We start from the raw sequence: 26797 nt of genomic DNA, 5'->3' as shown, positions 1-26797 counted from the left end.
CGCGTCATTGTGATCCTCGATCTACCTGACGATCTGAGCGAAAGCGGCGAGGTCTCGGGCTTTTGGGTACGAACTGCCCCGGTCGATGTCATCTACGTCCGTGCGGACGTAGATCCGCTCTTCCGTGAACAATGCATCCTCCACGAAGTCGCACACATACTTCTCGGTCATGATGCCGATGTTGTTGTCACCGAGGACATTCTGGTCGAATCGTTCATGAGGATGGCTCCTGCCATTCCGAGGACAATGATCAGCGCACTTGCCGAGGAACAACGGGCGAAGGTGTGCTTCACACGAGTCCCGGATTTCCTTCAGCCCATCGAAGCAGAGGCCGAATGGCTCGGCACACTCATGCTTGCCCGCGCCGATTCCCTACGCAAGCCGTTCTACCCGGAGAACATCGACTCGAAAGACAAGGAGACCCTGCGCCGGGTGGCCACAATTTTTGGGTGGCAGATGTGAGCACGTTCTTCGAGGCGATACTGCCAATAGTGTTGCTGGTGTTCGGTCTTCAACGCCTACCGTTGTACAGGCGGAGGCCGCAAACTCGCCCCATGACGGTGCTACTGCTCACTCTCAGCGTTGCGCAGATGTTCAGAATTCATGCGCTGGCAGACGACAAGCTTGACCCTGTCATACACGACGTAACGGGCCTGTGGAACATATCTGTTCTGATAGCTCAGGCCATGGCGATTTGCGCCGCAACCCAATGGGTCGGGATGGTGGCTCACTCGACCCAACGTAGTTTCTCGCGTCGCTCTCGCTACGCGGTCACCGCGGCGTTGGTTGTCGGTCTGGTCGTCTCTTTTCTCCTTTCCCCCGCGCCGTCGAGACCTACATATTACCTAAGTCAGACCTTTCCAGCCGAAGGCTGGATGCTGGTCTACTGGGTCATCTTCCTCGGAAGCCTGTCGCTGTGCGTGGTAGTGCCGTTCTACCTGTTGGTTCGCATGGCTCTGATCGTGAAGACCGGAGAACTAGCGCGCGTTCTCACCGCTGCTGCGGTGGCGTGCGGGATGATCCTGCTCTACGCAGTTCACAAAATCGTCTACCTAGTTGCGTTCACCCGCGGCACAGAGAACTGGTACACCGACCACACCGTTCAGATATCGCTCTTCCTCATCATGTCGCCCCTGCTCGTCGCCGGATACGTTGCGTGGGTGTACATCTGGACGACACTGCTTCCTCGCGTCCAGCGGTACCGACGCATCGTTGCGTACATGGATGAGTGGCAGGCCTTGGCGACTCGAAGCAACGCCATCCTTGCGGACACTCTGATCCCGAGCTCCAAGCGGGCTGCCTGGCGTGCCAGCAGAAACTCCGTCGCGTCTACCCGACTCATGGTCGAGATGGTCGACGGTGAAGACGGTAAGGCAACTTCCGCGGGGGCGACTAGAAGATGAACGGGATCAAGCGCTTAGAGCGCGTCATGTATTCGGCGTACCCCTCTCCTATGCCCTCGAGCATCGCGGACTCTTCCGACGGGATCCGGTGGACATATCCCCCCGCCAGAAACGACACCATGACGGGGGCAAGCCAGTTCCCGTACGCGATGGAGAATCCCAGCGCGCAGATCAATGCCCCCGTGTACGAGGGGTGCCGAATCAACCGGTACGGGCCCGTCTGCACCACCAGTTGCTCTGGATGCGTGTGGACCTTGAACGTGAAGGACTCCCCGAGCTTCCGCGCCGAAGCCAGCCGGAGGGCCTGCCCGAGTGCAGCGGTGGTCAAGCCCACGACGAAAATCGTTCTCCGGTGCCGATTAATGACGGTTGCCGGCGAGGCCACGCTCAGCACGAGGCCTCCGCCGTACGCCAGTGCAAGGCCACGGCCAACTGCTCTACCGGACCCGTTGTCCCGATTCACAGAGCCCGCTCGCGGCCTCCGCTTGCCCATCCTGTACTCCGACAACGCAAATCCCGCGAAAGCGGTAGCCAAAACCACAGCGGCCGGTCGACTGGTCACGAACAAGGGCAGCCTCTTGACGATCATGCGACACAGCTTCTCAGACTCAGTAGCCGCTCCGAGACGAGCAGGGTACCGACCAACTTTAAGGACCAACGCATGACGACGGCGACACTACCGATCAAAGGCCTGGCACTGGTCGGGGTCGGTGCGTTCCTCGCCGCATCCTCCGCAACAATGTCCCTGTACATGGCTCCACAGCTGGTGAAAACGCCTCTCGACGTCGACTCCGCAACGGTCGCAACGGGCACCGCGACCTTGCTCGACACCGAAGCGCTCGTTCAGGGCGTCTCGAAAGTCGATCGCGACGTTCCCATTCGTGTCTTACAGCAGGTTACTGTCGAAGAACCGTCCGACAGCAACAAGATCACCATGCAATCCGCTGTTTTGTTGCAACGAGACGACAGACCTGGTGAACGAGGAACGGTCAACGCAACCGTCGACAGATTCACCGCCGACCGCAGAACTGCGATGCCGATGGACGATCCGATCGGGTCGATCCAGAAGTACGACGATCAACCCGCCGACGAAGTCACGCACGACGGGCTCTCGCTCAAGTTTCCGTTCGACGTCGAAAAGAGGTCCTATCCGTACTTCGATACTACCACGCGCCGCAGCCAGGACGTCCAGTTCGACGGCGAGACCAACATCAACGGCCTGGACGTCTACCGTTTCGTTCAGGACATCGCGCCCTTCGACACCGGCGGCAAGCTCAGCCTCCCTGCGTCGTACTGGGGTATCGACGGGGACGAAGAGATTCTGATGCACCGGTTCTACAAGGCACGCCGTGAGCTGCTCGTTGAGCCCACGACGGGTGCAATCGTCTTCGGGAAACAAGCGGTTCACCAGTACTACGGACGTACCGCTAACGACCCGTCGGCGGTCACCATCGTGGAAATGTCGCCAGAGCTCGACGCTGCCACGGTCGACGAGCAGGTGCAGCGGGCAGTCGAGTCCAAGCGTCTCATCGACTGGGCTGAGACATACGGTCCCGTTCTTCTCGGGCTCGCCGGTCTCTCTGCATTCGCACTCGGCGTTGGGGTGTGTTGCCGTCCGAGGCCCCCAGGGCCGAGTTCGCTGAATTCTGACGGACCGGCTCCTGGCGACAGAGGGGATGACATGCAGCAGCAAGCGACCGAGAGGACACTGTCGTGATCGATTGGATAGCCAAGGCACAGGAGCTTCGCAAAGAGGTCTTGGAACCTGCTGCGGCAGTGGTCGACGAGACCGCTGAGATTCCTGAGTCGCACTTCGACTTACTGGTCAGCCAAGGGCTCTACGGCGTAGCTTTAGGAAGCGACAATCCGCTCCAGACCATGTCCGCCGTAGGGGAGATCCTGGTAAGCGGTTGTTTAGCAACAGCGTTCGTATGGGCCCAGCATCACGGCACTCTCCTCAGACTCGCTACGTCGGGGAACGAGTCACTCAAAGCAGAACATCTCTCAGGCTTACGGATGGGCACGATTCGCGCTGGCGTGTCAGGCAGTGGCTACGCCTCACCGCAGCGACCCCTCGTCCGGGCCCACCGGACTGCGGATGGCTATCGGATCGAAGGCTGTGCGCCATTCGTGACTGGGTGGGGCATGATCGACGTCGTTGGAGTAACGGCGTACGACCAGTTAAACGACTCGACGGTCACGTTCCTCGTTTCGGCAGCAGGCGGTAGGGGCCTGTCCCATGAGCCGCTTCACTTGGCTGCAGCCAACGCATCTCGCACTGTCTCGCTTAAATTCGACGGCCTTGCCGTAGCCGACAGCAATGTCATGCACGTGCAACGAAAGAGCCTGAGCAAGCAAGGGCCAATGTCGACGATTGATCGTGCAATCGTTCGTATCAACGGCTCGCTGGCACTCGGGTTGTCGAGTCGATGCCTGACTGCCTTGGATGAGCTTGGTCAGAACAACCAAGCACTCACAGACGGGTTTATCAACCTCCGAAAGTCGTTGAATGAGGCCGTAACCGACACGAGGATCGATATTCACGAGGTACGAGCGCAGGTCTGCCGCTTCGCCGTCGACGTATCGGCATACTTCACAGCTGTAGCGGGCAGCAAGGCTGTGAGGCGCGGGGGGCTGGCTGAACGCACCGCACGCGAGGCGAATTTCGCGCTGGTTTGCACTGCCACTGCCGAGATACGCGCTCATCTACTGGCCAGCATTGAGCAGCAGCAGTCGATTGCCCAAACAAGCTCAGAAGGGTTCCAATCGAACGGGTTACTCACATCAATGTAATTTCCTTCGACGCTCTCGGCGTGTCTGAGCCCGTCGAACATGATTCTGCATCAGGATAGGCACTGGTTGGGACCGATGATGCAGATGAAGGAGGCCACGCTATGCCGATGCCCAGTAAGGGTGACCGGAAGCCGTTGACTGTCCGAATCCCGCTAGAGCTCATAAAAACGCTCGAAGAACAACAGAGTTCAGCAGGTGTGACATCTCTGGGTCAGTACCTGGCCGATCTCATCGCGATCGTGAATGACCGCGAGGACCTCGCGCTTGAACTCAACCGACCGCGAAACCAAGGAGTGTTGCCGCTGACTGCATGATCGTTCTGTCCCGAACTGACATTCGGCACATACGACCAACTGAATTAGCGCAGCACAGATAACGAAAAACCCCCGGCGGGCGGGCCGAGGGTTCTCGAAGTCAGAGAAGCGAGTGACTAGCTCGCAACTCGTTCTGTGGTGCTTTCCCCGAAGGGACTGTCTTGGAGGACATGTCTCAGGGTACATCGTGCCCTGAAGTAGGTACAAGATTGAATGCTCGTGTCGTCCACCCGGATGCGACTGCGGACCGGCTGTGGCGTCGATTCGCACCGGCCATTGCTGCGCGTCGATCGATGCGTCTCTACGACCCGACGACCCGTAAATACGTGTCCGCGGGGCCGCTGACGGTCAAAAGGCCGGCACTGCCATCCGCTGTGCCGCTGTTCTCACGCGAGCGCGCCGGCATCGTTGCCCTGGACTTCGACACCAAACACCATGGCCACGCCTGCGTTGTCGCCGACGTGACGCGTCTGCTGGCCTGGTTGACCGAATGCGGTGGCCGCGCCGTCGTCGACCAATCGACCAGCGGCGGCCGACACGTGCTGATACCGCTGGCACCGGGAAAAACAGTCACCGCCGGCGAAGTACGACCACTGCTACGTCTTCTTGCAGCGCGACTTCCCACGTTGGACATCACACCGATGACCAACCACAAAACCGGGTGCATCACCGTGCCGGGCTCGCAGTGCAAAGAAGGTGGCTACCGCACCCTCGTCGACCTCGACCCGGCTACAGCGGCCGACATCCTGACCGTCGGGTCCGATGCCGGCACACTCCAACGCCTCGAAGCGCTGCTCGGAGGAACTGGCCGCACGGTCACCAGCCCGATCGACACCCACATCCGCGCCGAGACGTCCACTGAACGCGTCCTCGGCAGCAGCGATGACGCCCGGTTGCACCCACGTTTCTGCCGTTCCGCCCCGCCGCCTCGCTGCGTCCTCGACTTCGCCAGCACCGGCCGCATCGACACCCGCCGCTGGCCCTCACGCTCGGAAGCACGCCAATCCGTCATCACCCACGCAGTCCTCGCCGGAGCCAGCGCCACCGAAATCCTCACCCGCGTCTCTGAGCCGGCATGGGCGGGTGTGCGTGCCGCATACGCCCGCTACGCCGAACCCGAACGCGCCATCCGCCGCGACACTGCCCGCGCCCTCGACTGGGCCGCATCGACACTCCCCGACCCAGTCCGGGATACCGGGCACAAGCAAAAGCACACAGGGGGTACCTACGATCCAGTACTTCGTTCCTGGCTTACCCACGCCCAAACCTGGGTCGCCTCCGAGTTTCTTCATCGCCGGGATCGCTGGACCACCCATGCAGTCGTTCAAGCCTTGGCGTGGGCTGCCGCAATGTCAGGGCAGTTAGTGGAAGGCGTCCCCACTGTCGGTGTCGGTGGGCGGTCACTGTCCATCGCCGCCGGCATGCTCCCCGAATCGACGGTGTGGTCCGTTCTGGAGCGGCTGCGGGACATGGAAGGCTCACCGCTGTTGCTGATCGAACGCGGAGTCGGCCAGAACCCCGATCGGTACGCACTAGTGCCCACACATGCGGGACGTGCGGCGGTAGTCGACACCGTGGCAGGGCCAGCCGAAGTGGAGTCGGTACACCCGGCGTGGAGTGTCATCGGGTGGCGTCACCGCGTCCTCTACGACGCAGTAGTTGCCGCAGCCGAGCCTCTGACGGCGGATGAGTTGTTCACTGCCATCGGGATGGGACGCACCAGCGGGTACGAGGCTCTGCTGGATCTACGCGTCGCCGGGCTCCTCACAATCGAGAACACCCACATCGGTATCGGGCCCGTCGAACTCGACGACATCGGCCATCGTCACGGCCTCACCTCGGCCGTTCGTGCCCGCATCGTGCGCCACCGCGCCGAACGCATCGTCTGGCGAGAATGGCTCGCAGCCCGGGAGGAAGCACGCACCCCGCCGGAGCCCGATCGGTCGGTGTTCGCGGTCGCCGACGATCACCCGGCCGATTCACCCGACCACGACTACATCCTGGCCGTGATGAACACCGGCCCACCGGACCCGTTCTAACGCACCGTGTATCGGCCACGAGTTCAGGGTGACACCGAGCACCGGCCTTGTTCGCTTTACTCGCTCTGGCCCTCCTCCAGCGCGGCTGGAGGCTGCAACGCCGGACCGAACTGGACTCTTGGTGCACTGGCGCTGTGTGGATGCAGGGCGGCGTGAGCGATCGACGTGCTCGATGTCAGCCCAGTCGACGTCCTTGGGTGTCGAGGTCAGATAATCGGTGCGTTGGGTTGGCGGCGGATGAAGTCCGCCATCCCGGGGACGGTGAACGCAACCAGGCCGCGGGCCGGCGACCAGATGAGTCCTTTGCGTATACAGGAGTCACGGTGCGGTGCCATCGATTGCGGATTCGACCCGAGGGCCTCGGCGAGGGCTGCCGTCCGCGGAGTATCGGTTCCGCTGCGTGCGATCGCCACCAGATAGCGTTTCTCGGCGTCGGTGGCCCGTAGCCACCGTGAGCTGTAGAAGCCGGAATCGAGCGAGGCGTGGCCGGTGTCCACGGCGTCCTCGGCATCGGCGAGGGTGAACGGGGACTGCTGGGCTGCCTGCCAGAGCTCGTGACCGAACACCTGAAGGAAGTACGGGTATCCATCGCTCGCCGCGACGACGTAATCTGCTGCCTCGGCGTCGATGTCCTGGTTCAGCCGGGCGATGGGTGTGACGATCGCATCGCGGGCCTGATCGTCGGCGAGCGGACCGATGGTCCTGTAGTCGAACTGGCGCTCGGCGTAGGACCGTGCGTCGGCCAAGGCTTGCGCAAGGTTCGGCAGGCCGGCACCGCACACGAAGAACGGCCACTCACGCTGAGCCGCACGGTGCTGGGTAGCCAGGATCACCTGCAAGAGCGCCGGCTCGAGTTCCTGCATCTCGTCGATGAACAGCCCCAGCGCGGTGCCGTCCTTGCGGAGTTCCTCGGTAAGATCTTCGACGAGGTCCTCGAATTCGACCCCCAGGCTTGGTTTCTCGGCACCGGCGGAGCGAGCGAGCTCGACTCCGACACCGAACGCGGTGGCGGACATCGAGAACTCTTCGGTCAACTGCCGGATCTTGTCCGCCACCGGGCCGGCGAACTGACGACGGCGTACAGCGCGAGAAATATCTTTGGCGATACGCCTCCGCAGGGCCTCGGCACCTTCCACACTGGTCTGAGCTTCGACCTCGACCACCACCCAATCGTGGCGGCGAGCTTGATCCGCCATGGTCGCCAGGAGCGTGGTCTTCCCTACCCCCCGGAGGCCCTGCAGCATCAACCCACGGTCGTAGCGTCGCCGTTTCGCCCGCGCGATCAACAAGTCGAAACGTTCGAGTTCGGCGGTGCGTCCGACGAGCTCGGGTGGTCGGGTGCCAGACCCGGGTGTGAAGGGGTTCAGTCCGTACTCCATGCACATAGACTATCGGATTGTATCTAGTTGTATCGGATCCAGTCTTATATTTTCGGATACAATCTGATAGGCGAAGCGACTCGGCGTAGACCCGGGCGCACTGGGTCGCCAAGCTGCCCGCCCCGGGGCCATCGGAGTACTGCGCCGCTATTGCGGTGTGGATGTGGGCTGACGAGTGGGAAGTGGCTACCGCGTCGTCAAGAGCCAGAAATGTTGACAGTGTGCGGGGTGTCGGGGGTGAGCCTGTATGTCACACGTCATTTGTCGCCGTTCTGCGTTGAGGTGTTGAGCCCCCGTTGCGACGACGGGGGATGTCGGATCGTTGTGTTCGATGAGGTGTACGACGGCGGGGCTCGGTGCGCTGGGTCTCGAGCTCAACGTGTCAGGTGCTATTACCGCTGTCGGATGAGGCCAGGAGTTGCAGGGTGCGTTCGAGGAGTTGCTCGATGCGGTCCTCGACGTCGTCGACTATGTCCGATACATCGGCGAGCGTCGTGTGGGCACGGCGGCGGGCCTCGACGCCCGAGCGGTAGTACTCGGAGTCGAGCTCCGCGGATATCGGCTTCGGAGGGGCGATCGGGTCGCTCTGATCTGCACCGTCGGACGGTCTGACGATGGGGCGACGTGGGGTGTGCAGTGGAGAAACGCCGGTCCGGTGTCCCGCGATCACTGCCCCGACCTCGGCGGCGGTCATCGCCGTGACCGGCAAGGGCAGGTGACCCCATCGGTCGATCGGCACCGCGACCGGACCGCGACGGTCCGGCCACCCGGTCATATCGGGAAACGTGTTGCGCTGCACATGTTCTGCCAACAATGTTGTCGAGGGATAGCGCTCGGAGAACTGCAGAACCGTGTGCCACCGGCCCCATATCGTGACCGGCTCGAAACCGGTGGCGTCGTTGGGGGCGACAAGGATTCGGTGGCCGCCCCCGATCCACGCACTGTCGCCGTCGGCGCTGATGTCGGTGCGGTCGAGTCCTGCAATTGCCCTGTGGGACAGGCCCACTCCAGCGAGAACGAGAAGGACGGAGTCGCGGCGGCCGAACAGTGCAGCCGTCGATCCGGAGGTCGGCAGCCCTGCCGCGATCACTTGGTAAAGCTCGGCATGCCGGGAACTCCAACGCCGCGGCGGCGGTATCGGTGCGGCCGCACTGTGCGGCGGCGGCGGACAGGCGACGCGCTGATCGTGCGCGTACCGCATCCAGCAGCTTTCTCCAAAGGCTGACCTGGACAATTGTAAATATTCAGTAAAATACTGGGGTTACGACACATTTTTGAGGGCAAACAGTGTGCTGTTCGGATGTGTTGTCAGTCTCATGTGGTCAATACTCTGATCTGCGTCACACCCACAGTGGGTGAGCGCGACACGGCAGTCGCGCTACATAGGGCAACCAGTGGGACGCCGTAGATCAGAAGAAGGCCTTCGAGATGGCTAAGGATCCAGTTATCACCACCGCACACTCGACCGAGAGTGTCCCTCCCGCCAGCAAACCCGGATTCCTGATCCGTGGGGTGAATCGCCGCGCGTGGCAGGTGACCTTGCTATCGCTGGGCGGTTGGCTGTTGGTCAACATGGACGGCAGTCTGTTCAATCTGAACTACCCCTTGATCCAAGCGGATCTAGGACTGTCGGACAACGACATCGGAAATCTGTACGCCATAATCTACGCCGTCGGCGCCATCTCGACCGTACTGTCGGGGCCGTTCATGGACCGCTTCGGACGCAAGCCGATCTTCCAGCTCTGCATGTTCGCCGCAGCGGCCGGCAGCTTGATCACCGCAGGCGCAGGCGGATTCCTCATTCTCCTGTTCGCCCGCGGTATCACTCAGGCAGGTGCCACCACAGAGTGGATGGCAGGCCAGGTCATGGTCGCCGAAGAAGCGCCAGCCAAAGCGCGTGGACGATTGATCGGATTGGCCCAAATCGGTTATCCCCTCGGTTTTTTCGCGGGCTCGCTCTTGTCCTTCCTGATTGTCCCTCACTTCGGTTGGCGCCTGCTCTTCATCGTCGGTGTAGTACCAGTCTTCTTGATGCTGTGGGCGCGACGCGGCGTCGACGAGACCGAACGTTTCCGCGCCGAGGCCGCAGCGGAGAAAGCTGCACCCGAGCAACGCCGTAACCGTTTCGTACAGTTGATGGCGCCCGATCTACGCCGCTCGGCCATCCTCGCGGCGATCTGGCACCTCGTGTACGCCTTCGGTGTTGCCGGGATACTCAGCTACTTGCCATCGGTGTACAGCCACTTCGGAGTATCACTCGAACACACCTACATCTCGTCTGCCATTGCAACAGGTCTGGCGGCCGTCGGCTACTACCTCTGCGCCTACGTCGGTGACCGGATCGGTCGCCGCGAAGCTGCAGCGCTGTGGCTGACCCTCGGCGCGGTGGCCGGCGGACTGTTGGCCTTCCAGGGCACCAATGTCGTGCTGCTGACCATCTTCTACTCGGGCGTCTACTTCTTCACCATCGGTCACATCACCGCCGCAGCAGGATTCGCAGCCGAGGTCTTCCCGACCCGTGTAAGGGCGACAGGGGCCAATCTCGTCGCCGGAATGGAATGGGTCGGGTTCGTTGCCGCCGCGCTGGCCGGGCCGAGACTGTTCGCCGGAATCGGTTACACAGCAACCCTTCTTATCTGGCTGGTGATCTGCCCTCTGGTTGCAGCTGCGTGCGCAATGGGTATGCGCAGAGTTGCGCCGGGAGCAAGCCTGGAAGCGATCGCTCAATGAAGACAGGCATGATCGAGTACGACGCACAATCAACGAACGGGACGTGAACGACATGAGCGCGACAACTACGCACAGTTCGACGACAACGGTCCTCACGGGACTGCACTTCGCCGAATCGCCGTCCATCGGACCAGACGGACACCTGTACATTTCCGACTTCTACGCCCATCAACTCTTGCGAGTTGATGCGTCGACGTGGACGAGCACGGTCGCAGCCGACGTCCCAGGGCAACCTTCGGGTATGGGATGGCTCCCAGACGGCACCATGCTCGTCGTCTCCATGCGAGACACTCTGCTCCTGGCCGTCGAGCCGGACGGACGGACCCGCGTATACGCCGACCTGTCCTCTATTGCCCGCGGGGCAGCGAACGACATGCTCGTCGACTCGGACGGGCGTGCGTGGGTCGGCTCGTTCGGGTTCGACTTCTACTCCGAACTGGCCGCCGATCCCGACGCGGACCCGCTCTTCGGCCCGAACGCCGATCCACCCACCGCCGACCTAGCCAGAGTCGATCCCGACGGGAGTGTCCACCTCGCCGCTACAGGACTGCGTTTCCCGAACGGCACTGTGCAGCTGAGTGATGGAACCCTGGTGATCGCCGAAACTGTGGGTGCGTGCCTGACCGCGTTCACCATTACCGCCGATGGAATCCTCGCTAATCAGCGCACCCTGGTGGACATGTCGACTCTCGGGGTCGACGGACCCATCCTGCCGGACGGCATCTGCATCGATACCTCCGACGGGATTTGGGTGTCCGACCCCGTGAACTCACGCGTCGTCCGGATTGATGTCAGCACCGAGACCGTCACCGACATCGTCACCACAGCGCAGCCGTGCTTCGCCGTCGGATTGATCGGCGAAGAAAGGCGAACATTACTGTGCTGCACCGCTGCCAGTTCCAACCCCAATATCGCCGGAACCAAGCGAACAGGAGCACTCGAGATCGCAGATGTCCAGGTCGGTGGGGCCCACTGACCCGCAAGTATCGGGTTGGATACCTGTTCGAATTCGTCGGAGGGCAGTCTGTAGAGCGTGAGAACTGAGGACGCGGCGCGGATCATCGGTGAGGTACTCGGGGCCGCTTCGGCGAGCCTCGGTGTGAACGACATCGGCGTGCGGGATGGGCTCGCAGACCTCGGGGTCACCGGAGCCCAACAGCTCGACATCATGGACCGAGTCCGGCGGAACCGTGACGAGATAACGCGACTGCGACGACGAGAACACGAACTTGCCGCCTTGTTCTCGAGCGCCCGCGAGCTCGCCGAAGTCCGCGACATCGACGAGCTCCTCGCGCGTCTGGTCAACCGAGCCCACGACATGATGGGCACCGACGTCACCTATCTGTCCGAATTCGACACGACCACCCGAGATTTGCACGTACGCAAGACTGTCGGATCGGTGACCCCGGAGTTCCAGAACCTGCGCGTCCCTGCAGGCATGGGGCTTGCCAGCCGAATCGCCGATTCACGGGCTGCGCAGTGGGTTCCGATCTACAGCGAGTACATCGAAGGCAGACACGAACACAACATCGACGACGCTGTGTCCGCGGAGGGGATCATCTCCATCTTGGGAGTACCGATGTTGTCGGAGGGTCGGGTGCTGGGGGTTCTCTTCGCCGCGACCCGACAGGAGCACGAGTTCTCGCCGGAGGAAACAGCGCTCCTGTCTGCGCTCGCGGATCATGCATCGGTCATTCTGCAGACTGCGAACACCTTGACGCAGCTACGCAGGTCCGAGGACGAGGCACTGCGCGCGCTCGAGGACCTGACCGCGTATCTCGAGGTCAGGGACCGGTCGAACATCGTCCACCAAGAACTCGTCCACGCCGTTCTTCTCGGAGGCGGATTCCCGCAAGTCGCCGAGACATTGTCCACCGCACTCGCCCGGACCGTGACCATCATCGACGCGAACACCTTCCCGGTCGCATCGTCCTCGGCGACGCCCATCGGAATCGAGACCATGCACCTGTCCCCTGCAGTGCAGTCGGCGATTTCCTCCAGCCGATCTACCGGGCACTGTTGCCACGTCATGAGCTCGTCACCGTCGACCATCGAAGTGGTAGCCGCCATCACGGCTGGGGAATTGTTCTTCGGCGCCGTCCTGCTGAGTACCGGAGAGCTGGAGTTGGGACCGGTCGACGACCGCACCATAGAGCGCGCCGCGCAGGTTGCTGCGCTGTTGGTCCTACAGCAGAACGCAGTTGCCGACGCCGATCGGAGAGTTCGCGGGGAGCTGCTCGGAGACCTGTTCGACCCTGCACCGGAACGCCGCCGCGACCTCGGCCGCCGCGCACGAAGCCATCAGGTCGTCCTGGCGCAACTCAACACGGTCCTGATCATCGTGGTCTCTCCCGATCAGCGCGCAGCCGCCGAGAAGTCCACTGCCGGCTACTTCGACGGTTCCGGTCTCGTCGGCGAACATCTGGGCGTTATCACCGCCGTCATCGCCAGCGCTGAGCCCGTACGTTCAGCCCGTGAGCTCAAGACTCACCTCGAAGCATCCCTTCCCGCTCCGATTCTGGTCATAGCAACACCTGCAGTCCGGACGATCGACGACTTCTCGGTGCGGTTCGAAACAGGACAACGCACAGCGACCCTGCTCGATGCCCTCGGCGTCGTCGACGCTGCCGTCACCACACAGTCCTACGCCCCCTACATGGCCATGTTCGGATCCAACCCCGAGGCGCTCCACAATTTCATCGACGACACCATCGGAGCCGTGATCGAATACGACCGGTCACATCGCACCGACCTCATCGCCACGTTGCGCGCCTTCGTGCGCAACGAAGCAAGCCCCACCAAGGCTGCACGGGCACTGAGCTACCACACCAACACCATCCTGCAGCGACTCGATCGGCTCAAAGCACTGCTCGGTGAGGACTGGAGACAAGACGAGCACCTGTTTCGGATCTCGACCGCAGTACGTCTCGACGAACTCCGATCTATCTCGCGGCGCACGTCGCGCAACTACGACGAGTAAGCAGGTGGCTGAGTTAGGGGCGAATCGCGCAGAATGTGCGACAAGCACATAAATGAACGTCAATGACGTGACCTCGATACATGTCGTGGGTTACATCATCTGCGTAGCGTGATCGGTAGCACACGACATCGCCGTCCTGCATCTCACGCGGGCGGTCAGCACTACGCGGAGGAAATAGTGACCGACAACAGCCGAATCCCCGGACTCAAGGACTCCACAGTCCAGGATCGCAGGGCCGTGATCGCCGAACGCACGGGCCTGGAACCGGCTGCGTTCGAGGTACTCGAGCCCGGCAACGGCCTCGACGTCGAGCACGCCGACCATATGATCGAGAACGTCATCGGCGTCATGGGTATCCCCGTCGGTATCGCCACCAACTTCACCGTCAACGGCCGTGACTATCTCGTGCCCATGGCAACCGAAGAACCGTCTGTCGTCGCTGCAGCGAGCAATGCCGCACGTATGGCCCGAGGCAACGGAGGATTCTTCACCTCCGACACCGGTTCGGTCATGCAAGCCCAGATTCAGCTTCTAGAGGCCCCTGACCCGGAAGCAGCCCGGTTTCGGATCCTCGAGGCCCGTAGCGAGATCATCGACCTCGCCAACGCGCAGGATCCGACCCTGGTCAAGTTCGGCGGCGGCGCACTCGATCTCACCGTCCGCGTACTTCCGACGCGCACCGGAACACACGTCATCGTGCACCTCGTCGTCGACGTCAGGGATGCCATGGGTGCCAACGCGGTCAACACTATGGCCGAAGCCATAGCCCCTCGCCTCGCCGAGATCGCCGGAGGGCGTTCACTGCTGCGCATTCTCACCAACAAGGCCGACCATCGCATCGTGCGCGTACGTGCTGTATTCGACAAGGATCTACTCGGCGGCGACGAGGTCGTCGACAACATCGTGCACGCTTCCGCGTTCGCCGAGGCCGATCCATACCGCGCCGCCACCCACAACAAGGGCATCATGAACGGCATCACCGCCGCCGTACTCGCCACCGGAAACGACACGCGCGCAGTCGAAGCCGGCTGCCACTCGCATGCAGTCGGTCCAGACGGGCGCTACACCGCGCTCTCACATTTCGAGAAAACGGCAGACGGACACCTTTCCGGCGCTTTGGAAGTACCCATGGCAGTCGGCTTGGTCGGCGGCGCCACCAAGGTCCACCCTGTTGCACAGACTGCGGTGAAGATCCTCGGCGTGACCACCGCTACCGAGCTCGCCCAGATCATCGCCGCCGTCGGTCTCGCTCAGAACCTCGGCGCCTGCCGCGCGCTGGCCGCCGAAGGCATCCAGCGCGGACACATGAGCTTGCACGCCCGCACGGTCGCTGCGACCGCCGGCGCCACCAGCGGCGAACTCGACCTCGTCGTCAAGCGGCTGATCGACGACCGGACCATTCGTGTCGAACACGCCGAGAAGGTGCTCGCCGAGATCCGAAGCGGCAACTGAGCATGACCTCCAACACTGACAATCTTTGGGCGCCAGCACCCTTCGCGGTCGCCGCAGCCGGTCTCCCACCCGCGGTCCGCCTCTACGAAGTCGGACCGCGCGACGGGTTACAAGCGGAATCGAAACTCGTTCCCACCGACATCAAGGTCGAGTTCTGCCGACGGCTCGTCGCAGCCGGAGTCTCCACCGTCGAATTGACGAGCTTCGTATCCCCGAAATGGATCCCCCAGCTCGCCGACGCCGAGCAACTCATGGCAGATGTCGCGCTGCCCGACCACATACGCCAGGTCGTTCTTGCACCGAATCAGCGCGGACTCGACCGAGCGCTTGCCGTCGGCGCCCGCGAGATCGCGGTCTTCGTCAGCGCAACCGAGACCTTTGCATCGAAGAACCTCAACACCACCATCGACGGTGCACTCGACGCGGCCGAACCGGTCGTCCGCGGTGCCCTCGCCGCGGGACTACCCGTCCGCGGATACATCTCTATGGTGTTCGGAGACCCATGGGAAGGCCAGGTCTCCTCTTCCCAGGTCGCCGCAGTGGCCGAACGTCTGGTCCAGATGGGCGTAAGCACGCTGTCGCTCGGCGACACCATCGGCGTCGCAACCCCAGGCCACGTGCACGACGTCCTGGCCACCGTCCTGGCCACCGGAATTGATGTGTCGGCACTGGCAATGCACTTCCACGACACCTACGGGCAAGCCCTGACGAACGTGTACGCCTCCTTACAGGCCGGCATCACCGAATTCGACAGCTCCGCAGGCGGTCTGGGGCGCTGCCCCTACGCCAAGGGCGCGACCGGCAACCTGGCCACCGAGGACCTGCTCTGGATGTTGCACGGCCTGGGTATCACGACCGGTATCGACCTCGACGCCTTGACCGACACATCGATTTGGATGGCCAAGCAGATCGGACATCCCACCGCTTCGCGAGTAGTGACTGCGCTCGCCGCAGCCCGATCCTGACAGCCCACCCCTTCTCGTTCCGAACCCGAAAGACCTCTGGAGTACAGCCATGCCCACCAACCGGCACGACCTTCCGATATCGGCTACAGCAGCCGGTGAGTCACCACCACCGGACGTCAACGACGATGACAGCCCCCCGCAGTACCTGGAAGTGTGGGGAGACACCGTCGTAGGTCGCCATCTGGCGATATCGGTTCTCGTGGGCAGCGTCCTGAGTGTCGCCGCATTGCTCATCGCGACCGAAGTGTTCACCTCGTTCGTCGACAACGAGTCCCTCGCCGAGGCCTATGCGCTACTGGTGGGTATCGCATTCTGCATTGTCTCGGGTGTCATCTGCGGAAAACTGTTCCGACCTAAGCGCATCATCGCCACCGACGCCTCAGAAGGAGACGCCGTGGGAGATGTCATTCAAATTCTGAAAGACGAACGCCAAGGCCTGGGGACCGTTGCGGATCTCCCCGCGGCGACCGTCAAAGAACTCAAGGAGCTGGACCTCTACGACCGGTTCGTCGCCGCTGAAGGTGAACCTGCGCCCGCGACCAAGGAAGCAGGAATCCGATGAGCTCCATCTTCACCAACGACGTGCTGATCGCCATCGCCCTCGGCGTGATCGGAGCAATACTCTTCTCTCTCATCGGCCTCGTCTCGGGAACCGACGAAACCGCCACCATCGCACCACTGACCTTGTTGGTCATCCTCCTCGGCGCACCCCCGGCGGCCGTGTTCACCTTCTTCCTCGCCGGCGCCGTCGCCAAACACATGACGCACGCAGTCCCCACCACACTTCTCGGCATCCCCGGCGACACGATGGCCGTGCCCCTCATGCGCGAAGCACGCTTACTTCGTGCGCTGGGAGTTCCGCACATCGCGCTCCGGAAAGCAATCTCCGGTGGTCTGATCGCTGCCTTCATCGCCGTGCCCGTCGCTGTCCTGTTCGCCACGTTGTTGGCACCGTTCGCCGACGCGGTGCAGTCGGTCGCACCCTGGCTCTTCTTGGTTGCCGCGATCGGCATCGCCTACTCCTCACCCGGACGATGGGCCGGTGTCGTGGCCCTCCTCCCGTTCGTCGTACTGATTCTCGGACTCAAAGCATTGACCGCGAACTACGACATCTCACTGAACATCAGCTACTTCCTCGGTATTGCGATCGGCCCGTTGATCGCTGACCTATTCCTCGTCCTCGGCGGACCAGGGCGTAAAGAGATGGCGAGAAAAACCCCTGCCACCGTCTGGCTCGCACCCGATGTCAAGGGCTGGAAAGGCTACTTTCCCAGTCCGTTCCGGATGCTCGACCGCAGACAAACCGGATACGTCGCGGCCACGGCCACCGCGTCGAGCGCCACATTCGTCTTTAGCCCCGTTGCCATGACGGTGCTGATGGGTGAGGTCGTCGGTTCTCGGGTCAAGCACGGCTACCACCGGCTCACCTCGGTGATCTCGTCCCGGAATGGAACAACGGAGTCGACCTACATCGCCGAAGCACTGATCCCACTGATCGCTTTCGGGCTGCCACTGAGCCCTGTCGCCGCCGGACCCGCCGCTCCACTGTTCAACGCTCCCCCGGTCTTCACCACCGACGACGGCAACGGCAACATCGACAACCTCTCCACCGCACTGACCAACTGGGAGTTCCTGCTCTACGGGCTCGCCGCAGTCGCAATCGCCGGAATCATCGCTTACCCCTTCGCCATGAACTTCGCGCATCGCGCCGCATCTCTGGTCGTTCGGTTCGTCAGCCACGAAGCCATCATCGCGACCTTCGCGGGACTCGTCGTGGTGATCAGCGTATGGGAGGGCGGAATCCTTGGCCTCGCAGTGACACTCACAGTCGGGTTGGTCGGCGGGCTGCTCTCACGCGCCTTCAAGATTCACGCAGGTGTGCTGTTCATGGGGTACTACGTTGCAGTGCTCACCGTCCCGGCGATCATCGCCCTCTGACACTCGCCCCGTCCAGACGTCCAGGGAGTACACAACCATGACAAGCGAGAATCCGGGCACAGGAACGCGGTTCATCGACGGTCTCGAAGTCCGGCGGCAGGTGATGGGCGAGGAGTACGTCGAGCGAGCGTTCGCGAACACAGCTGGCACCGATTCCGCTGCACTGCAAGCATTCGTCACCGACACCGTCTGGGGAGGAGTGTGGACCCGACCCGGTCTCGATCACCGCAGTAGAAGCCTGCTCAATATCGGCATGCTGATCGCGCTACGGTCTCACGACGAACTCGCCGGCCACGTCCGCGGCGGACTCCGCAACGGACTGACCCGTCAGGAAATCTCAGAGACGGTCATCCACACCGCCGGCTACTGCGGCGCACCCGCGGCACTTGCAGCGATGCGCGTTGTGCAAAAAGTCCTCGACGAGGAACTCGGGCCATTGGCACCCTAATTTCCCGTTCTGAGCGAACCAACACCGAGACGCCGTCAGCTTCGGTGGTCCTCGAATCGCACGTCCGCGCGGTTGGACACAGACAAATGGCCTCCGGTCACCGCAGGGTGACCGGAGGCCATTTGTCACACGCGCGCTGATCAGAGTCGGCGACTCGGGAACTGCGGGGTGGAACGGTCGGCGAATGCCTGCAGACCTGCGCGCGCGTCCGGTGAAGCCGGGCACCGATAAACCGGTTCTATGTCACGTTGAACCGTCAAGATCTCCTGACGCTCCCTGTGGGCGTCGGTGATACCGCGAATCAAGAGGGAGCGGTCTCGTCGCCCAACAGAGCGAGGGTGCGCTGCAGCAGTGCTTCGATGCGATCCTCGACGTCGTCGACCATGCCCGGGACATCCGCCAGGGCGGTGTGGGCTCGCCGCCGCGCGTCGACACCCGCGCGGTAGTACCCGGAATCGAGTTCAGCTGGTGTGGGCTCGGGGCGAACGATGTCGACCTGTTCGTCCGCGTGTGGTCTGCTGATGCGCCGCCGTGGGGTGTGCAGCGGTGAGAGCCCGGTGCGGTGCGCGGCGATCACCGATCCGATCTCGGCGGCGGTCATCTGGGCAGCAGGTAGCGGTAGGTGGCCCCATCGGTCGATCGGGACTGCGACCGGACCGCCGCGGTGCGGAAAACCCGTCAGATCGGGAAACGTGTTGCGCTGCAGGTGCTCTGCGAGCAACACCGTCGAGGGGTAGCGGTCGGAGAACTGCAGGACCGTGTTCCACCGTTCCCACACTTCGACCGGCTGAAAGCCGGTGGCCTCGTGGGGGTCGATGCGGATGCGGTGGCGGCCGCCGATCCAGATGCTGCCACCGTCGACGCTGATGTCGCCGCGGTCGAGTTCTGCAATAGCGTTGTACGACAGGCCTGCTCCGGCCAGCAGAAGGAGTACGGCGTCGCGGCGCCCGAACAATGCTGCCGTCGACCCTTCGGTCGGCAATTCGCAGGCAATGGCGTGGTACTGCGCTGCCCGTCGGATGGTTCGGTCGGCGCGCGCAGAGTCCAATGCGAGCCGCATGGACGTCGCCTGCCCTGGGGCGGGGTGGCCGGCGTCGAGGTGCGCGCGGTTGATCGCGGACACCCGCCGTAGCTGCACGGTGTCGCCGGCGGGGTTCTCGTCGAGGAACTGCGCCAACATGATCGGCGAGGCGGGTAGCGGCGAGGTGTCGGCGGCGGCGCACCAGTCGGCGAACAGCGCCCACTGGTAGCGGTAGCTCTTCACCGCACTCCCCTGCCTCGACGCCACTGGTGGGACGCTACCGGTCGGAGCCGACAACGCAGGGTCGGCGACGCGGGTGTTCGTCGACGATCCCCATGGCCGGCGCGGGCAGGTGCTACTAGTCGTCCACAGTGAAACGTGGTGGCCGTGCAACAGTCATCGTGCTGATCGACGACGAGAGCCACAGGACCCATGCGGTCCTGTGGCTCGTCGACGGTGCGAGCAGGAACTACTCGGCGAGCTTGGCGATCGACTGCGCCCACAGGAAGTACTTGTTGCGTCCGAGGTCGCCGATGGTCTTGATGTTGAACGCGGCCTTCAGATGCTCGGCGTCACCGGGGCTGACACCCTGCAGTGCCTCGACGGGTGCGTCGACGAGTTCGGTGAGCGGCTTGTCTTCGTATGCCTTGTCGAGCTTGTCAGCGATTCCAGCCATGGATATGCCTCCTGGATCTCGTGTGCAGGCGCTCGGTTTCGAGCGCCGCCATCCGAGGGTACGGAACCGACCCTGAGAACAGGGTGTGTTCACGTGCTCGTCACGATCGACCGGTTCACTGACGAGGTGACCTCACCCGCCGGCTACGACACCACGTTCCTGTCCACCATCGACCTCGACCCACCGACGCGTTCTGGTCTGGTCGTGCTGCCGTACACGCACTTCACGGTCGCGATCGACCCCGACCGCCGTCTCGCAGCATCCACGGCGGTGAACATCGACGGATCCGGGCTGCGTGACGTCGAGCGTGGTGACGACTGGCGACTCGGTCCCCGGCTCCCGGCCGTGCAGCAGGCCGGCCCGGAGTTGTATGCCAGCAACGATCTCGACCGCGGGCATCTGGTGCGCCGCCGCGACCCCGTCTGGGGCACCGCGACGGTCGCCGAGCAGGCCAATGCCGACACCTTTCATTACACGGTGTGTGCGCCGCAGACCGCCACCTTGAACCAGTCCAAGACGTTGTGGCTCGGCCTGGAGGACTACGTGCTCGAGCATGCCCGCCAGTACGGGCAGCGATTGTCCGTGTTCTCCGGGTGCATCTTCGCCGCCGACGACCCGGCGTACCGGGGCGTGGCGCTCCCGCGGCGGTTCTTCAAAATCGCTGCCTGGACTCAGGATTCGGTGCTGGCGGCGACCGGGTACATCCTCGATCAGACACCTTCGCTGGGGCCCGTCCTCACGCGGCCCGCCCGCGCCGACGCAGCTACTCCCCCGCTCGGCCCGTACCGGACCTTCCAGGTACCGATCGAGGACATTGCAGCCGCAACCGATCTGTCGATGCACCAACTCGTCGCCGCTGATCGGTACGCGCTGCAGCCTGCAGCTCGGCTCGAACGTGGGCGGTGGACCGAACTGACGTCCTACACCGACATCGTTCTCTAACAAGCGGACCGGTACGCACCCGAGACGTCGGCGGATGAAGCTGGCTACACCACCGGTGCCAGGACGGCGGCGGGTCAGGGAGCGGGGTGTTCGGCCGCACCGTGGGAGTACACCACGACCCCGTTCTCCTTCACCCACGCCTCGTCCGCGCCGCCGACGTGCTCGACGAGCAACTCCACCGTCGGGATCTCGGCAGCGAGTGCATGATCGAATGCAGCCCGGGCGTTGCGGGCGCAGATCGTCACCTGAGTGTCGTCGGTGTAGAGCGCATCGATGACGAAGCCCGGGGTGAAGCGGCCACCGAACGGATCGCCGCCGCTGATCGCATCGAGACGCCCGCGCCACCACCGGGTCAACGCCCGAGCCCGCGTGATCTCCGCGGGAGCCTCGACATCGAGGATCGTAAACTTTTCATAATCCGCGTACGCGAGATCGGCCAGCAGACGCGGACCCAGACCAGGCCAACTGAACGTCCCCTCTAGAACAATGTTCTCCCCACGCGCCGTACAGATCTCGGTAATCGCGTCGAGAAGCATCGTCGACTCGGAGTGCACCAGGGTCGCGAGCTCACGCGGCATGACCGGATGCCCGTCGGACAGCGTCCGGTCCAGGAGGTCGTCGTAGACACCGTACGCAACCGCGTCACGCAGCAGGTAGTCCTTGATGACGTCGGCATCGAGGACCCGCCACCCCTGTCCGGCGAGACGGCGACGGTCGATACTCGACGACTTGCCCACCCCGGGCGGACCGGCGGTCGCGAGGGCGAGGAACTGACGCCCGACGGCTACGTCGGTGTGTTCGGCGAGGAAGGCTTCGACAACTCCGTCGCGCGTGCGGCGGCGCGACACTGGATCGAACGAGTGAAGCGAGGCTCTGGGCCCGTTCTTGTCGAGTATTCCGCCGGGGCGGCACCAGGATTCGAGCTCGGCCGCGGCCGCAGTGGCAGGGTCAGAGTGCATTCGCCTGCGCACGCCGGTCGGCCGTAGCCGCGAGGAGAGTTCGGTAGTCCTCGTCGCTGAGGAGATCGCCGGCGCGTTCGATCTGATCCCACGTCCCCCGGACATAGCTATCCCCCGCCGGATCGTCAGCCGCTGTGTGCCCGAACGTGTACGGCCACGCCGCAAGTTCGGCCAACATCGCATCGTGGGCCAAGATCTTTGCGGCGTGCTCGAGCAGCACCTCGCGCGGGCTACGTTCGCGTGCTGCGGGGTTCAATCGCAGCTTCTTGACAGTGCGGCTCACCTCGGGCTGGGTGACCGCCAGGTTCCTGGCGATGACGCGCTGTGGGATGCCGTTGTCGGTGGCATAGGCGACTGCGCGCAGGAGTTTGAGCTGCAGTAGTTCACGCTCGGCCGGTATCGCCCGTAGATCTCGTTCCATGTCATGAGCCAATGACATTTCAGACCTCCTCAGCTGCAGTTATACCAAATTGTATCACTACAATAGATGCTACTCACCGCAGCCCGTACCGATGCAGGGAAATCGAACGGATGCGTGAGAATTTGGCTGCCTTCGCACGGTCCAGTCATTCGAACGATATACACACCGGCGGTCGGAGTCATTCAATCAACCGACAGCCCGTAACCGGCGTGAACGACAGTTACCGCACCGTCAAGACATGTTGACGCCCGGCCGACTCCGTGCGATGTGTTCATCTCGATGCGCTTGCGGATCTTCGATTAGGGCGTTGATGTAGTAGCAAATGACGATCGGGATACAGAAGCGGACGCTCGACCGGTGCAAGGGCCACGAGCGAGCCAGTTTGGATGTAGACAACAGCGTGGCTACCAGCAGTCAACCAGTCACGAAGGTTAAGGTCGACGCGTAAACAGACTTCACAAGACGACGTTGCCGAGCTGCAGCAACGTCCAGGAGGAACACCGCGATGGCGACCGATGAAAAAACGATCGCGTTCTATCGCCTTGTGAAGTACGACGCATCTGGCAACAAGCCGATGGAGCACGCGAATTGGTACGACATACTCACCCAGCTCGATGGCCTTGACCTCGAAGGTCGAACGACCAAAGTCGGCGACCGCATGCTGATTGGCGAGGTCTACTACCACGGTGAACGTGCTCATTTGAAGCTCGCGAAGGTCCGTGACGTCGCAGCGTGGCTGGGGCTCCTCAAGAGCGGCGCTACCTCTCTCGAAGATTTCGAGACCGAAGAGGGAAACAAGCTCTATGAGATATCTGTGGTGTCGTTTCTCGACTTTGGGAACCTGATCGGTCTCGTGCAAGGCTCGGCGGCCTCACCGACGCCGAGTGCGGTCGCTGAATGGTTCGATGAACTGAAGATTTTCACCGGTGTGCACCTCATCGCGGAGGCCGTACTTACCGACGCGGCCCGGGAGCAACTTCAGAAGTCGCCCGAGGTATCTCGAATCGAGACCAAGGTGAGCACCACCAAGGCTCAGGCGCTTACAAACCGAGGCTCGCGACTAGGGAGCGTACTTACCCGCGTCAACGATGAGTTCGGGCCGGTAACAGTAACCCTCATCATCCAGACGTCACGGGCGAAGGAAAACCATGAGGGCCGACAGATCATGCGTGACGAGGCCGGACACCTTGCGGCCGCTGCGAGCGAGAGCGAGGTCAGCAAGGCGAAAGCCCAGCTGATTCACATTGACGCTGACGAGAAGACCCACTCGGAAAAGGTGGACTTCCTCAAACAACGGATCACCGCGAAGCGCAAGATTGCGGCGACAGATGATGAGGGCAATCCCATCAGAATAGTGTCGGCCGTTACCGCCATAATGGGCGTCGCAGCCGAGCATGATAGTGAGCTACGGCAGGCGGTCGGCGTGGAGCCGGCGAACGGTAACAACAACGAGTCTTGAGGTCAGCAGTGTGGTTCCGAAGGAGGAATGCTTTGGAACTAGGACAGTCTCTCCGAGAACATGTCGTCAGACCCATCCGCGAGTTTTGGATTGATCACCGATGGATGGACCTGTTCATAGCCGGGTTTGTCGTGGGAATCCATGCTCTAGTTGTGTGGCTCACCGGGCGCTTCGACCTCTTGAGCTGGAGTGAAGCATCTGATCGCCGTGGCGTTTACTCGGCGTTCGCGGTAGTGGTCTCGTTGACCGGGGCGCTGAGCGGAGTCGCGGTAAGTCAGCTGGGTTCAGCTAAGGGGCCGCGTGCGAAAGCGCTCAAGCGTGACGTCGGCAAGGACCTCGCGCGAAGTTGGCGCAGCATCTATGTCGGCAGTATGGGCGCTGCCTTGCTCGCGATCATCGCTCTCATGCTCGACTCGACGAAAGCTATTCCGCCCGGTCAGAGTCCGGTAGGTCACAACGCGCTAGTGGCACGGTGGATCTTCGAGTTTGCCATTGTCTACGCGACGATGCGGTTCACGCGTCTAACGGCGATATTTGAGCCAATGATCAGTGCCTTTGCGAAAGATGATGTTGACCCGGACGAGGAACCACTGGAACCGGCACTATCGGTTGATCCTGTCGCACTCAACGCTCGTCGACGAGCCGCAGGCTAGCCGACTTCGCCCGCGACTCATGCCCGGTTGTGCGGGCCGTCTGATGGCCTACGCGCGAATGCGTGATGCGGAGACAGGGCGTTCCCGATCTTCGAAAGACTCCTCGACGCTGGACCTCCCGAGCGAGGTTCGCCAGCACAGGCAGGTTCTATCATCGTTAGGTGGACGCTTGACCAGGCGAAAGTTCTGAACGTGAGACGAGAGACAGTCTGGGCCGTGTGTCGATCTCGCCGAGCAGTTTGGCGAGATGATGCTCGGTCCAACGTAATTCGTCGGCAAGATCCGCCCGGCTGTAACCGATTTTCTCGGCCATCTTCAACGCATCTCGGAGGAGAGTAGGCACCTCGCCAGGGAACGAAACTAGAGGCTCTTCGTTACGCAAACCGGTCATGCCCGCCAAACGTTGATGCGCGCGGCGTATGGCGGCCTCGGTCACTAGGTGGAGCTCTCCCATTCGATAGATCAGCGATTCGATTGAGACTCCCCACTCCCGGCTTAGTCCATCCAGTGTGGAGATCCGAACGGTTTTGGGTAGTAACGGTGCGATCTGCGCTTGTGGCGTCAAGAACTCTGCTGCAAACTGATCGGCTTCGCGTTCTTGCTGTCGATCGCCGGGGAGAGCGGTGGGATGCATGAGTAGGTGCCCCAACTCGTGCGCACATGTGAACCTGTACTCCTGCACCGAGCGGAAGCGTTCGGGGGTAAGGACAACAATCGGTCGTCCTAGAGCGTCAGTCGAGTAGGCCTTTACCCGGCCGAGCGCATCGTCGGTCATTGAGATGAGGCATACGACAATGCCGTTCGCTTCCATGGTGCCCGCTAAGTGGGGTACAGGTCCGGCGGATACTGCCCACCATTTACGAAGCACATCAGCAGCTTCGGTAGGTGACGCTCCACTGGGCAAGACAGGCAAATTGACGTCAGGGAACCTGACCTGCTTCTCCAGCGCGTGAGTCAGTTCCCATACTTGCTCAGCATGCGCGGCCGCTTTCGAGCGATCTTTGGATCGCGTCGATCTGAGACTTCTGAAATGCGCGTCGGCAGCGTCAAGACGCCCTATGGGGCGACCAGCTGCAAAGTACCGGACCGGCACGCCTAGAGTCTTGCTCAAAATCGGTAGATGCTCGGGACGTGGTTTTGTGATTCCGGCTTCAAACTGACCGATCGCGGCCGCCGAGACACCGACTTGTTCGGCCAGCTCAGATTTGGTCAATTCGGCCAGGACCCGTGCCTGAGTGAGTCGGGCAGGCTCGAACGCCACCGCGACCGACGAGAGACCATCATCGACAGCCGATGTGAAGAGCTCAAGCTGTGGCCGATCGTCATTCATCGGTGCCGGACGCCTCGCCTGGTCGTTCCGTTGGGAACTTCTTTGGTACCGGTCCGGATGTGAAGGTCCGCCGCGGCGTGGTCGATACTGGTCGAGTCGGAGTCTGGTTGAGAAGGTTCTCCGGCTCGGCAACCCAACTCACGAAGCCGCTGGCGCCGAGCTCCGCTTCGCCCCAACGCACGTCGAACAGTCCGCGAGTCGAGCTGCAAATCGCAACCAAGACAAGCCGACCCGTCTCCACCACAGGATCTTTGGTGTAGCTGTCGAAGCTGGAGACTAACTCCCGCTCCTCGTCGGTCAACTCCGGATCGGGAACCTCGATGTCGAGCTCCCCTTGCAAAGCTGGCGGCCGAATCTTCGCTATCGACGACCGTGTGTCTGAGGTGCCGAAAAGGACTGAGTCAATACTGCGTTCCAGGGTTCGGGAGTATCGCCACGGGAAGAGGGCGACGCCATTTACGACTGGGATCTTGTACGGTGCTCCGTCTGGCCGAACCATTGTTGCGCCGGGCAGGTTGCCGAATTCCTCGAACTTCTCCAGGATTCCCCTCCAGAACTCGCCATAGACCCCGGTGGACCTATGGCCGGATGCTTCTTGTGCGTCAACCGAGGCGACATGCTCCTCATTCACGAGCGCAGGGATTCGACTACGAATTAGTGCGCCATGCCTTCCGAACGTCTCTAGCGCCCACCGACGGTTTGTATCCAACGAGTCCTCCTGAGTAGGCGTTCAGGATAGCATCTAACTTTAGTTTTTCGCGCGATATGCACCTTCTGGCTTCAGAAACTATCCAAAGACTGGCGGAGTGTCGATATTCAAAGTTGCAGTGTTCGGAAACGGTGACACTTCCTCCCCGGTTTGGCTGTTACAACAGTTTAGGCACCGCTCGCCCAG

Annotated in this window: 25 protein-coding genes; 16 read left to right on the top strand and 9 right to left on the bottom strand. The window is 62.3% G+C overall.

Going from position 1 to position 26797, the window contains the following annotated elements:
- Positions 1-9: 9 nt before the first annotated feature.
- On the top strand, positions 10-462 hold the full coding sequence (locus CH249_RS19360) for a hypothetical protein (protein ID WP_143544557.1): 453 nt from the start codon (positions 10-12) through the stop codon (positions 460-462).
- On the top strand, positions 450-1403 hold the full coding sequence (locus CH249_RS19355; RefSeq protein WP_143544556.1) for a hypothetical protein: 954 nt from the start codon (positions 450-452) through the stop codon (positions 1401-1403). Before CH249_RS19360 ends, CH249_RS19355 begins: the two co-directional genes overlap by 13 nt.
- On the opposite strand, the gene CH249_RS28525 is transcribed toward CH249_RS19355, so the two are convergent.
- A complete protein-coding gene (locus tag CH249_RS28525; protein ID WP_231893830.1) occupies positions 1393-1737 on the bottom strand; it encodes an isoprenylcysteine carboxylmethyltransferase family protein in 345 nt (114 codons plus the stop codon). The genes CH249_RS19355 and CH249_RS28525 overlap by 11 nt on opposite strands.
- Before the next feature lie 327 nt (positions 1738-2064).
- Here CH249_RS28525 and CH249_RS19345 point away from each other — a divergent pair, with 327 nt between their 5' ends.
- The 3 genes from CH249_RS19345 (at position 2065) to CH249_RS19335 (ending at position 6549) form a co-directional block, all read left to right on the top strand.
- The gene (locus CH249_RS19345) at positions 2065-3120 is read left to right on the top strand and encodes a DUF3068 domain-containing protein (RefSeq protein ID WP_051364804.1); all 1056 of its coding nucleotides are present in this window, start codon (positions 2065-2067) and stop codon (positions 3118-3120) included.
- On the top strand, positions 3117-4196 hold the full coding sequence (locus CH249_RS19340) for an acyl-CoA dehydrogenase family protein (RefSeq protein ID WP_051364802.1): 1080 nt from the start codon (positions 3117-3119) through the stop codon (positions 4194-4196). Before CH249_RS19345 ends, CH249_RS19340 begins: the two co-directional genes overlap by 4 nt.
- A 523-nt stretch (positions 4197-4719) precedes the next feature.
- Positions 4720-6549, top strand: a complete 1830-nt coding sequence (locus CH249_RS19335) for a hypothetical protein (RefSeq protein WP_143544555.1) — start codon at positions 4720-4722, stop codon at positions 6547-6549.
- A gap of 206 nt (positions 6550-6755) precedes the next feature.
- Here the strand turns inward: CH249_RS19335 and CH249_RS19330 are convergent, their stop codons facing one another.
- Together CH249_RS19330 and CH249_RS19325 are read right to left on the bottom strand one after the other, a co-directional pair.
- Positions 6756-7928, bottom strand: coding sequence for an ATP-binding protein (locus tag CH249_RS19330; protein ID WP_094682989.1), 1173 nt, complete (start codon positions 7926-7928; stop codon positions 6756-6758).
- Between the two features lie 382 nt (positions 7929-8310).
- A complete protein-coding gene (locus CH249_RS19325) occupies positions 8311-9018 on the bottom strand; it encodes a hypothetical protein (protein ID WP_179273301.1) in 708 nt (235 codons plus the stop codon).
- A gap of 338 nt (positions 9019-9356) precedes the next feature.
- Here CH249_RS19325 and CH249_RS19320 point away from each other — a divergent pair, with 338 nt between their 5' ends.
- The 8 genes from CH249_RS19320 (at position 9357) to CH249_RS19285 (ending at position 18441) form a co-directional block, all read left to right on the top strand.
- Positions 9357-10658, top strand: coding sequence for an MFS transporter (locus CH249_RS19320; protein WP_094682990.1), 1302 nt, complete (start codon positions 9357-9359; stop codon positions 10656-10658).
- A gap of 52 nt (positions 10659-10710) precedes the next feature.
- Entirely contained in the window at positions 10711-11634 is a 924-nt protein-coding gene (locus tag CH249_RS19315; protein ID WP_143544552.1) for an SMP-30/gluconolactonase/LRE family protein, read from the top strand.
- 57 nt (positions 11635-11691) lie between these two features.
- On the top strand, positions 11692-13638 hold the full coding sequence (locus tag CH249_RS19310) for a GAF domain-containing protein (RefSeq protein ID WP_256988378.1): 1947 nt from the start codon (positions 11692-11694) through the stop codon (positions 13636-13638).
- A 177-nt stretch (positions 13639-13815) separates the two neighbouring features.
- Positions 13816-15090, top strand: coding sequence for a hydroxymethylglutaryl-CoA reductase, degradative (locus CH249_RS19305; RefSeq protein ID WP_094683004.1), 1275 nt, complete (start codon positions 13816-13818; stop codon positions 15088-15090).
- A 2-nt stretch (positions 15091-15092) separates the two neighbouring features.
- Entirely contained in the window at positions 15093-16055 is a 963-nt protein-coding gene (locus tag CH249_RS19300; RefSeq protein WP_094682992.1) for a hydroxymethylglutaryl-CoA lyase, read from the top strand.
- 49 nt (positions 16056-16104) lie between these two features.
- The gene (locus CH249_RS19295; RefSeq protein WP_094682993.1) at positions 16105-16617 is read left to right on the top strand and encodes a hypothetical protein; all 513 of its coding nucleotides are present in this window, start codon (positions 16105-16107) and stop codon (positions 16615-16617) included.
- On the top strand, positions 16614-17993 hold the full coding sequence (locus CH249_RS19290; protein WP_094682994.1) for a tripartite tricarboxylate transporter permease: 1380 nt from the start codon (positions 16614-16616) through the stop codon (positions 17991-17993). Before CH249_RS19295 ends, CH249_RS19290 begins: the two co-directional genes overlap by 4 nt.
- Positions 17994-18030: 37 nt before the next feature.
- Positions 18031-18441, top strand: a complete 411-nt coding sequence (locus CH249_RS19285; RefSeq protein WP_094682995.1) for a carboxymuconolactone decarboxylase family protein — start codon at positions 18031-18033, stop codon at positions 18439-18441.
- Between the two features lie 301 nt (positions 18442-18742).
- Here CH249_RS19285 and CH249_RS19280 read toward each other — a convergent pair whose 3' ends face one another.
- Together CH249_RS19280 and CH249_RS19275 are read right to left on the bottom strand one after the other, a co-directional pair.
- Positions 18743-19729 carry a hypothetical protein gene (locus tag CH249_RS19280; RefSeq protein ID WP_256988377.1) on the bottom strand — a complete coding sequence of 329 codons (987 nt, stop codon included), beginning with the start codon at positions 19727-19729 and terminating at the stop codon, positions 18743-18745.
- Between the two features lie 202 nt (positions 19730-19931).
- On the bottom strand, positions 19932-20138 hold the full coding sequence (locus CH249_RS19275) for a hypothetical protein (protein WP_008720325.1): 207 nt from the start codon (positions 20136-20138) through the stop codon (positions 19932-19934).
- A 93-nt stretch (positions 20139-20231) separates the two neighbouring features.
- Between CH249_RS19275 and CH249_RS19270 the strand changes: the two genes are divergently transcribed.
- Positions 20232-21080, top strand: coding sequence for a DNA/RNA non-specific endonuclease (locus tag CH249_RS19270; protein WP_094682997.1), 849 nt, complete (start codon positions 20232-20234; stop codon positions 21078-21080).
- 74 nt (positions 21081-21154) lie between these two features.
- Here CH249_RS19270 and CH249_RS19265 read toward each other — a convergent pair whose 3' ends face one another.
- On the bottom strand, positions 21155-22039 hold the full coding sequence (locus CH249_RS19265) for a zeta toxin family protein (RefSeq protein ID WP_179273302.1): 885 nt from the start codon (positions 22037-22039) through the stop codon (positions 21155-21157).
- Positions 22029-22478, bottom strand: a complete 450-nt coding sequence (locus tag CH249_RS19260) for a hypothetical protein (RefSeq protein WP_094682998.1) — start codon at positions 22476-22478, stop codon at positions 22029-22031. Before CH249_RS19260 ends, CH249_RS19265 begins: the two co-directional genes overlap by 11 nt.
- Before the next feature lie 487 nt (positions 22479-22965).
- On the opposite strand from CH249_RS19260, the gene CH249_RS19255 reads away from it, so the two are divergent.
- Complete coding sequence (locus tag CH249_RS19255; RefSeq protein ID WP_094648444.1) at positions 22966-23919, top strand: hypothetical protein; 954 nt, start codon at positions 22966-22968, stop codon at positions 23917-23919.
- Positions 23920-24023: 104 nt separating this feature from the next.
- A complete protein-coding gene (locus CH249_RS19250; RefSeq protein ID WP_068050850.1) occupies positions 24024-24572 on the top strand; it encodes a hypothetical protein in 549 nt (182 codons plus the stop codon).
- Positions 24573-24729: 157 nt separating this feature from the next.
- Here CH249_RS19250 and CH249_RS19245 read toward each other — a convergent pair whose 3' ends face one another.
- On the bottom strand, positions 24730-25902 hold the full coding sequence (locus tag CH249_RS19245) for an XRE family transcriptional regulator (protein WP_094648445.1): 1173 nt from the start codon (positions 25900-25902) through the stop codon (positions 24730-24732).
- Entirely contained in the window at positions 25895-26533 is a 639-nt protein-coding gene (locus CH249_RS19240) for a hypothetical protein (RefSeq protein ID WP_068050852.1), read from the bottom strand. The genes CH249_RS19245 and CH249_RS19240 overlap by 8 nt, the downstream gene beginning before the upstream one ends.
- Between the last annotated feature and the right edge of the window lie 264 nt (positions 26534-26797).

Source organism: Rhodococcus sp. 05-2255-3B1 (assembly GCF_002258545.1).
Lineage (GTDB): Bacteria > Actinomycetota > Actinomycetes > Mycobacteriales > Mycobacteriaceae > Rhodococcoides.
The sequence above is the reverse complement of the archived record's forward strand: the minus strand, read 5'-3'. Positions and strand labels throughout refer to the sequence as shown.

What these genes read in the sequence shown, in the direction of transcription:
- CH249_RS19295 (WP_094682993.1), top strand. Translation starts at nt 16,105, where the DNA reads ATGCCCACCAACCGGCACGACCTTCCGATATCGGCTACAGCAGCCGGT.
- CH249_RS19290 (WP_094682994.1), top strand. Translation starts at nt 16,614, where the DNA reads ATGAGCTCCATCTTCACCAACGACGTGCTGATCGCCATCGCCCTCGGC.
- CH249_RS19330 (WP_094682989.1), bottom strand. Translation starts at nt 7,928, where the DNA reads ATGGAGTACGGACTGAACCCCTTCACACCCGGGTCTGGCACCCGACCA.
- CH249_RS19315 (WP_143544552.1), top strand. Translation starts at nt 10,711, where the DNA reads ATGAGCGCGACAACTACGCACAGTTCGACGACAACGGTCCTCACGGGA.
- CH249_RS19260 (WP_094682998.1), bottom strand. Translation starts at nt 22,478, where the DNA reads ATGTCATTGGCTCATGACATGGAACGAGATCTACGGGCGATACCGGCC.
- CH249_RS19320 (WP_094682990.1), top strand. Translation starts at nt 9,357, where the DNA reads ATGGCTAAGGATCCAGTTATCACCACCGCACACTCGACCGAGAGTGTC.
- CH249_RS19275 (WP_008720325.1), bottom strand. Translation starts at nt 20,138, where the DNA reads ATGGCTGGAATCGCTGACAAGCTCGACAAGGCATACGAAGACAAGCCG.
- CH249_RS19345 (WP_051364804.1), top strand. Translation starts at nt 2,065, where the DNA reads ATGACGACGGCGACACTACCGATCAAAGGCCTGGCACTGGTCGGGGTC.
- CH249_RS19250 (WP_068050850.1), top strand. Translation starts at nt 24,024, where the DNA reads ATGGACCTGTTCATAGCCGGGTTTGTCGTGGGAATCCATGCTCTAGTT.
- CH249_RS19265 (WP_179273302.1), bottom strand. Translation starts at nt 22,039, where the DNA reads ATGCACTCTGACCCTGCCACTGCGGCCGCGGCCGAGCTCGAATCCTGG.
- CH249_RS19245 (WP_094648445.1), bottom strand. Translation starts at nt 25,902, where the DNA reads ATGAATGACGATCGGCCACAGCTTGAGCTCTTCACATCGGCTGTCGAT.
- CH249_RS19285 (WP_094682995.1), top strand. Translation starts at nt 18,031, where the DNA reads ATGACAAGCGAGAATCCGGGCACAGGAACGCGGTTCATCGACGGTCTC.
- CH249_RS19255 (WP_094648444.1), top strand. Translation starts at nt 22,966, where the DNA reads ATGGCGACCGATGAAAAAACGATCGCGTTCTATCGCCTTGTGAAGTAC.
- CH249_RS19300 (WP_094682992.1), top strand. Translation starts at nt 15,093, where the DNA reads ATGACCTCCAACACTGACAATCTTTGGGCGCCAGCACCCTTCGCGGTC.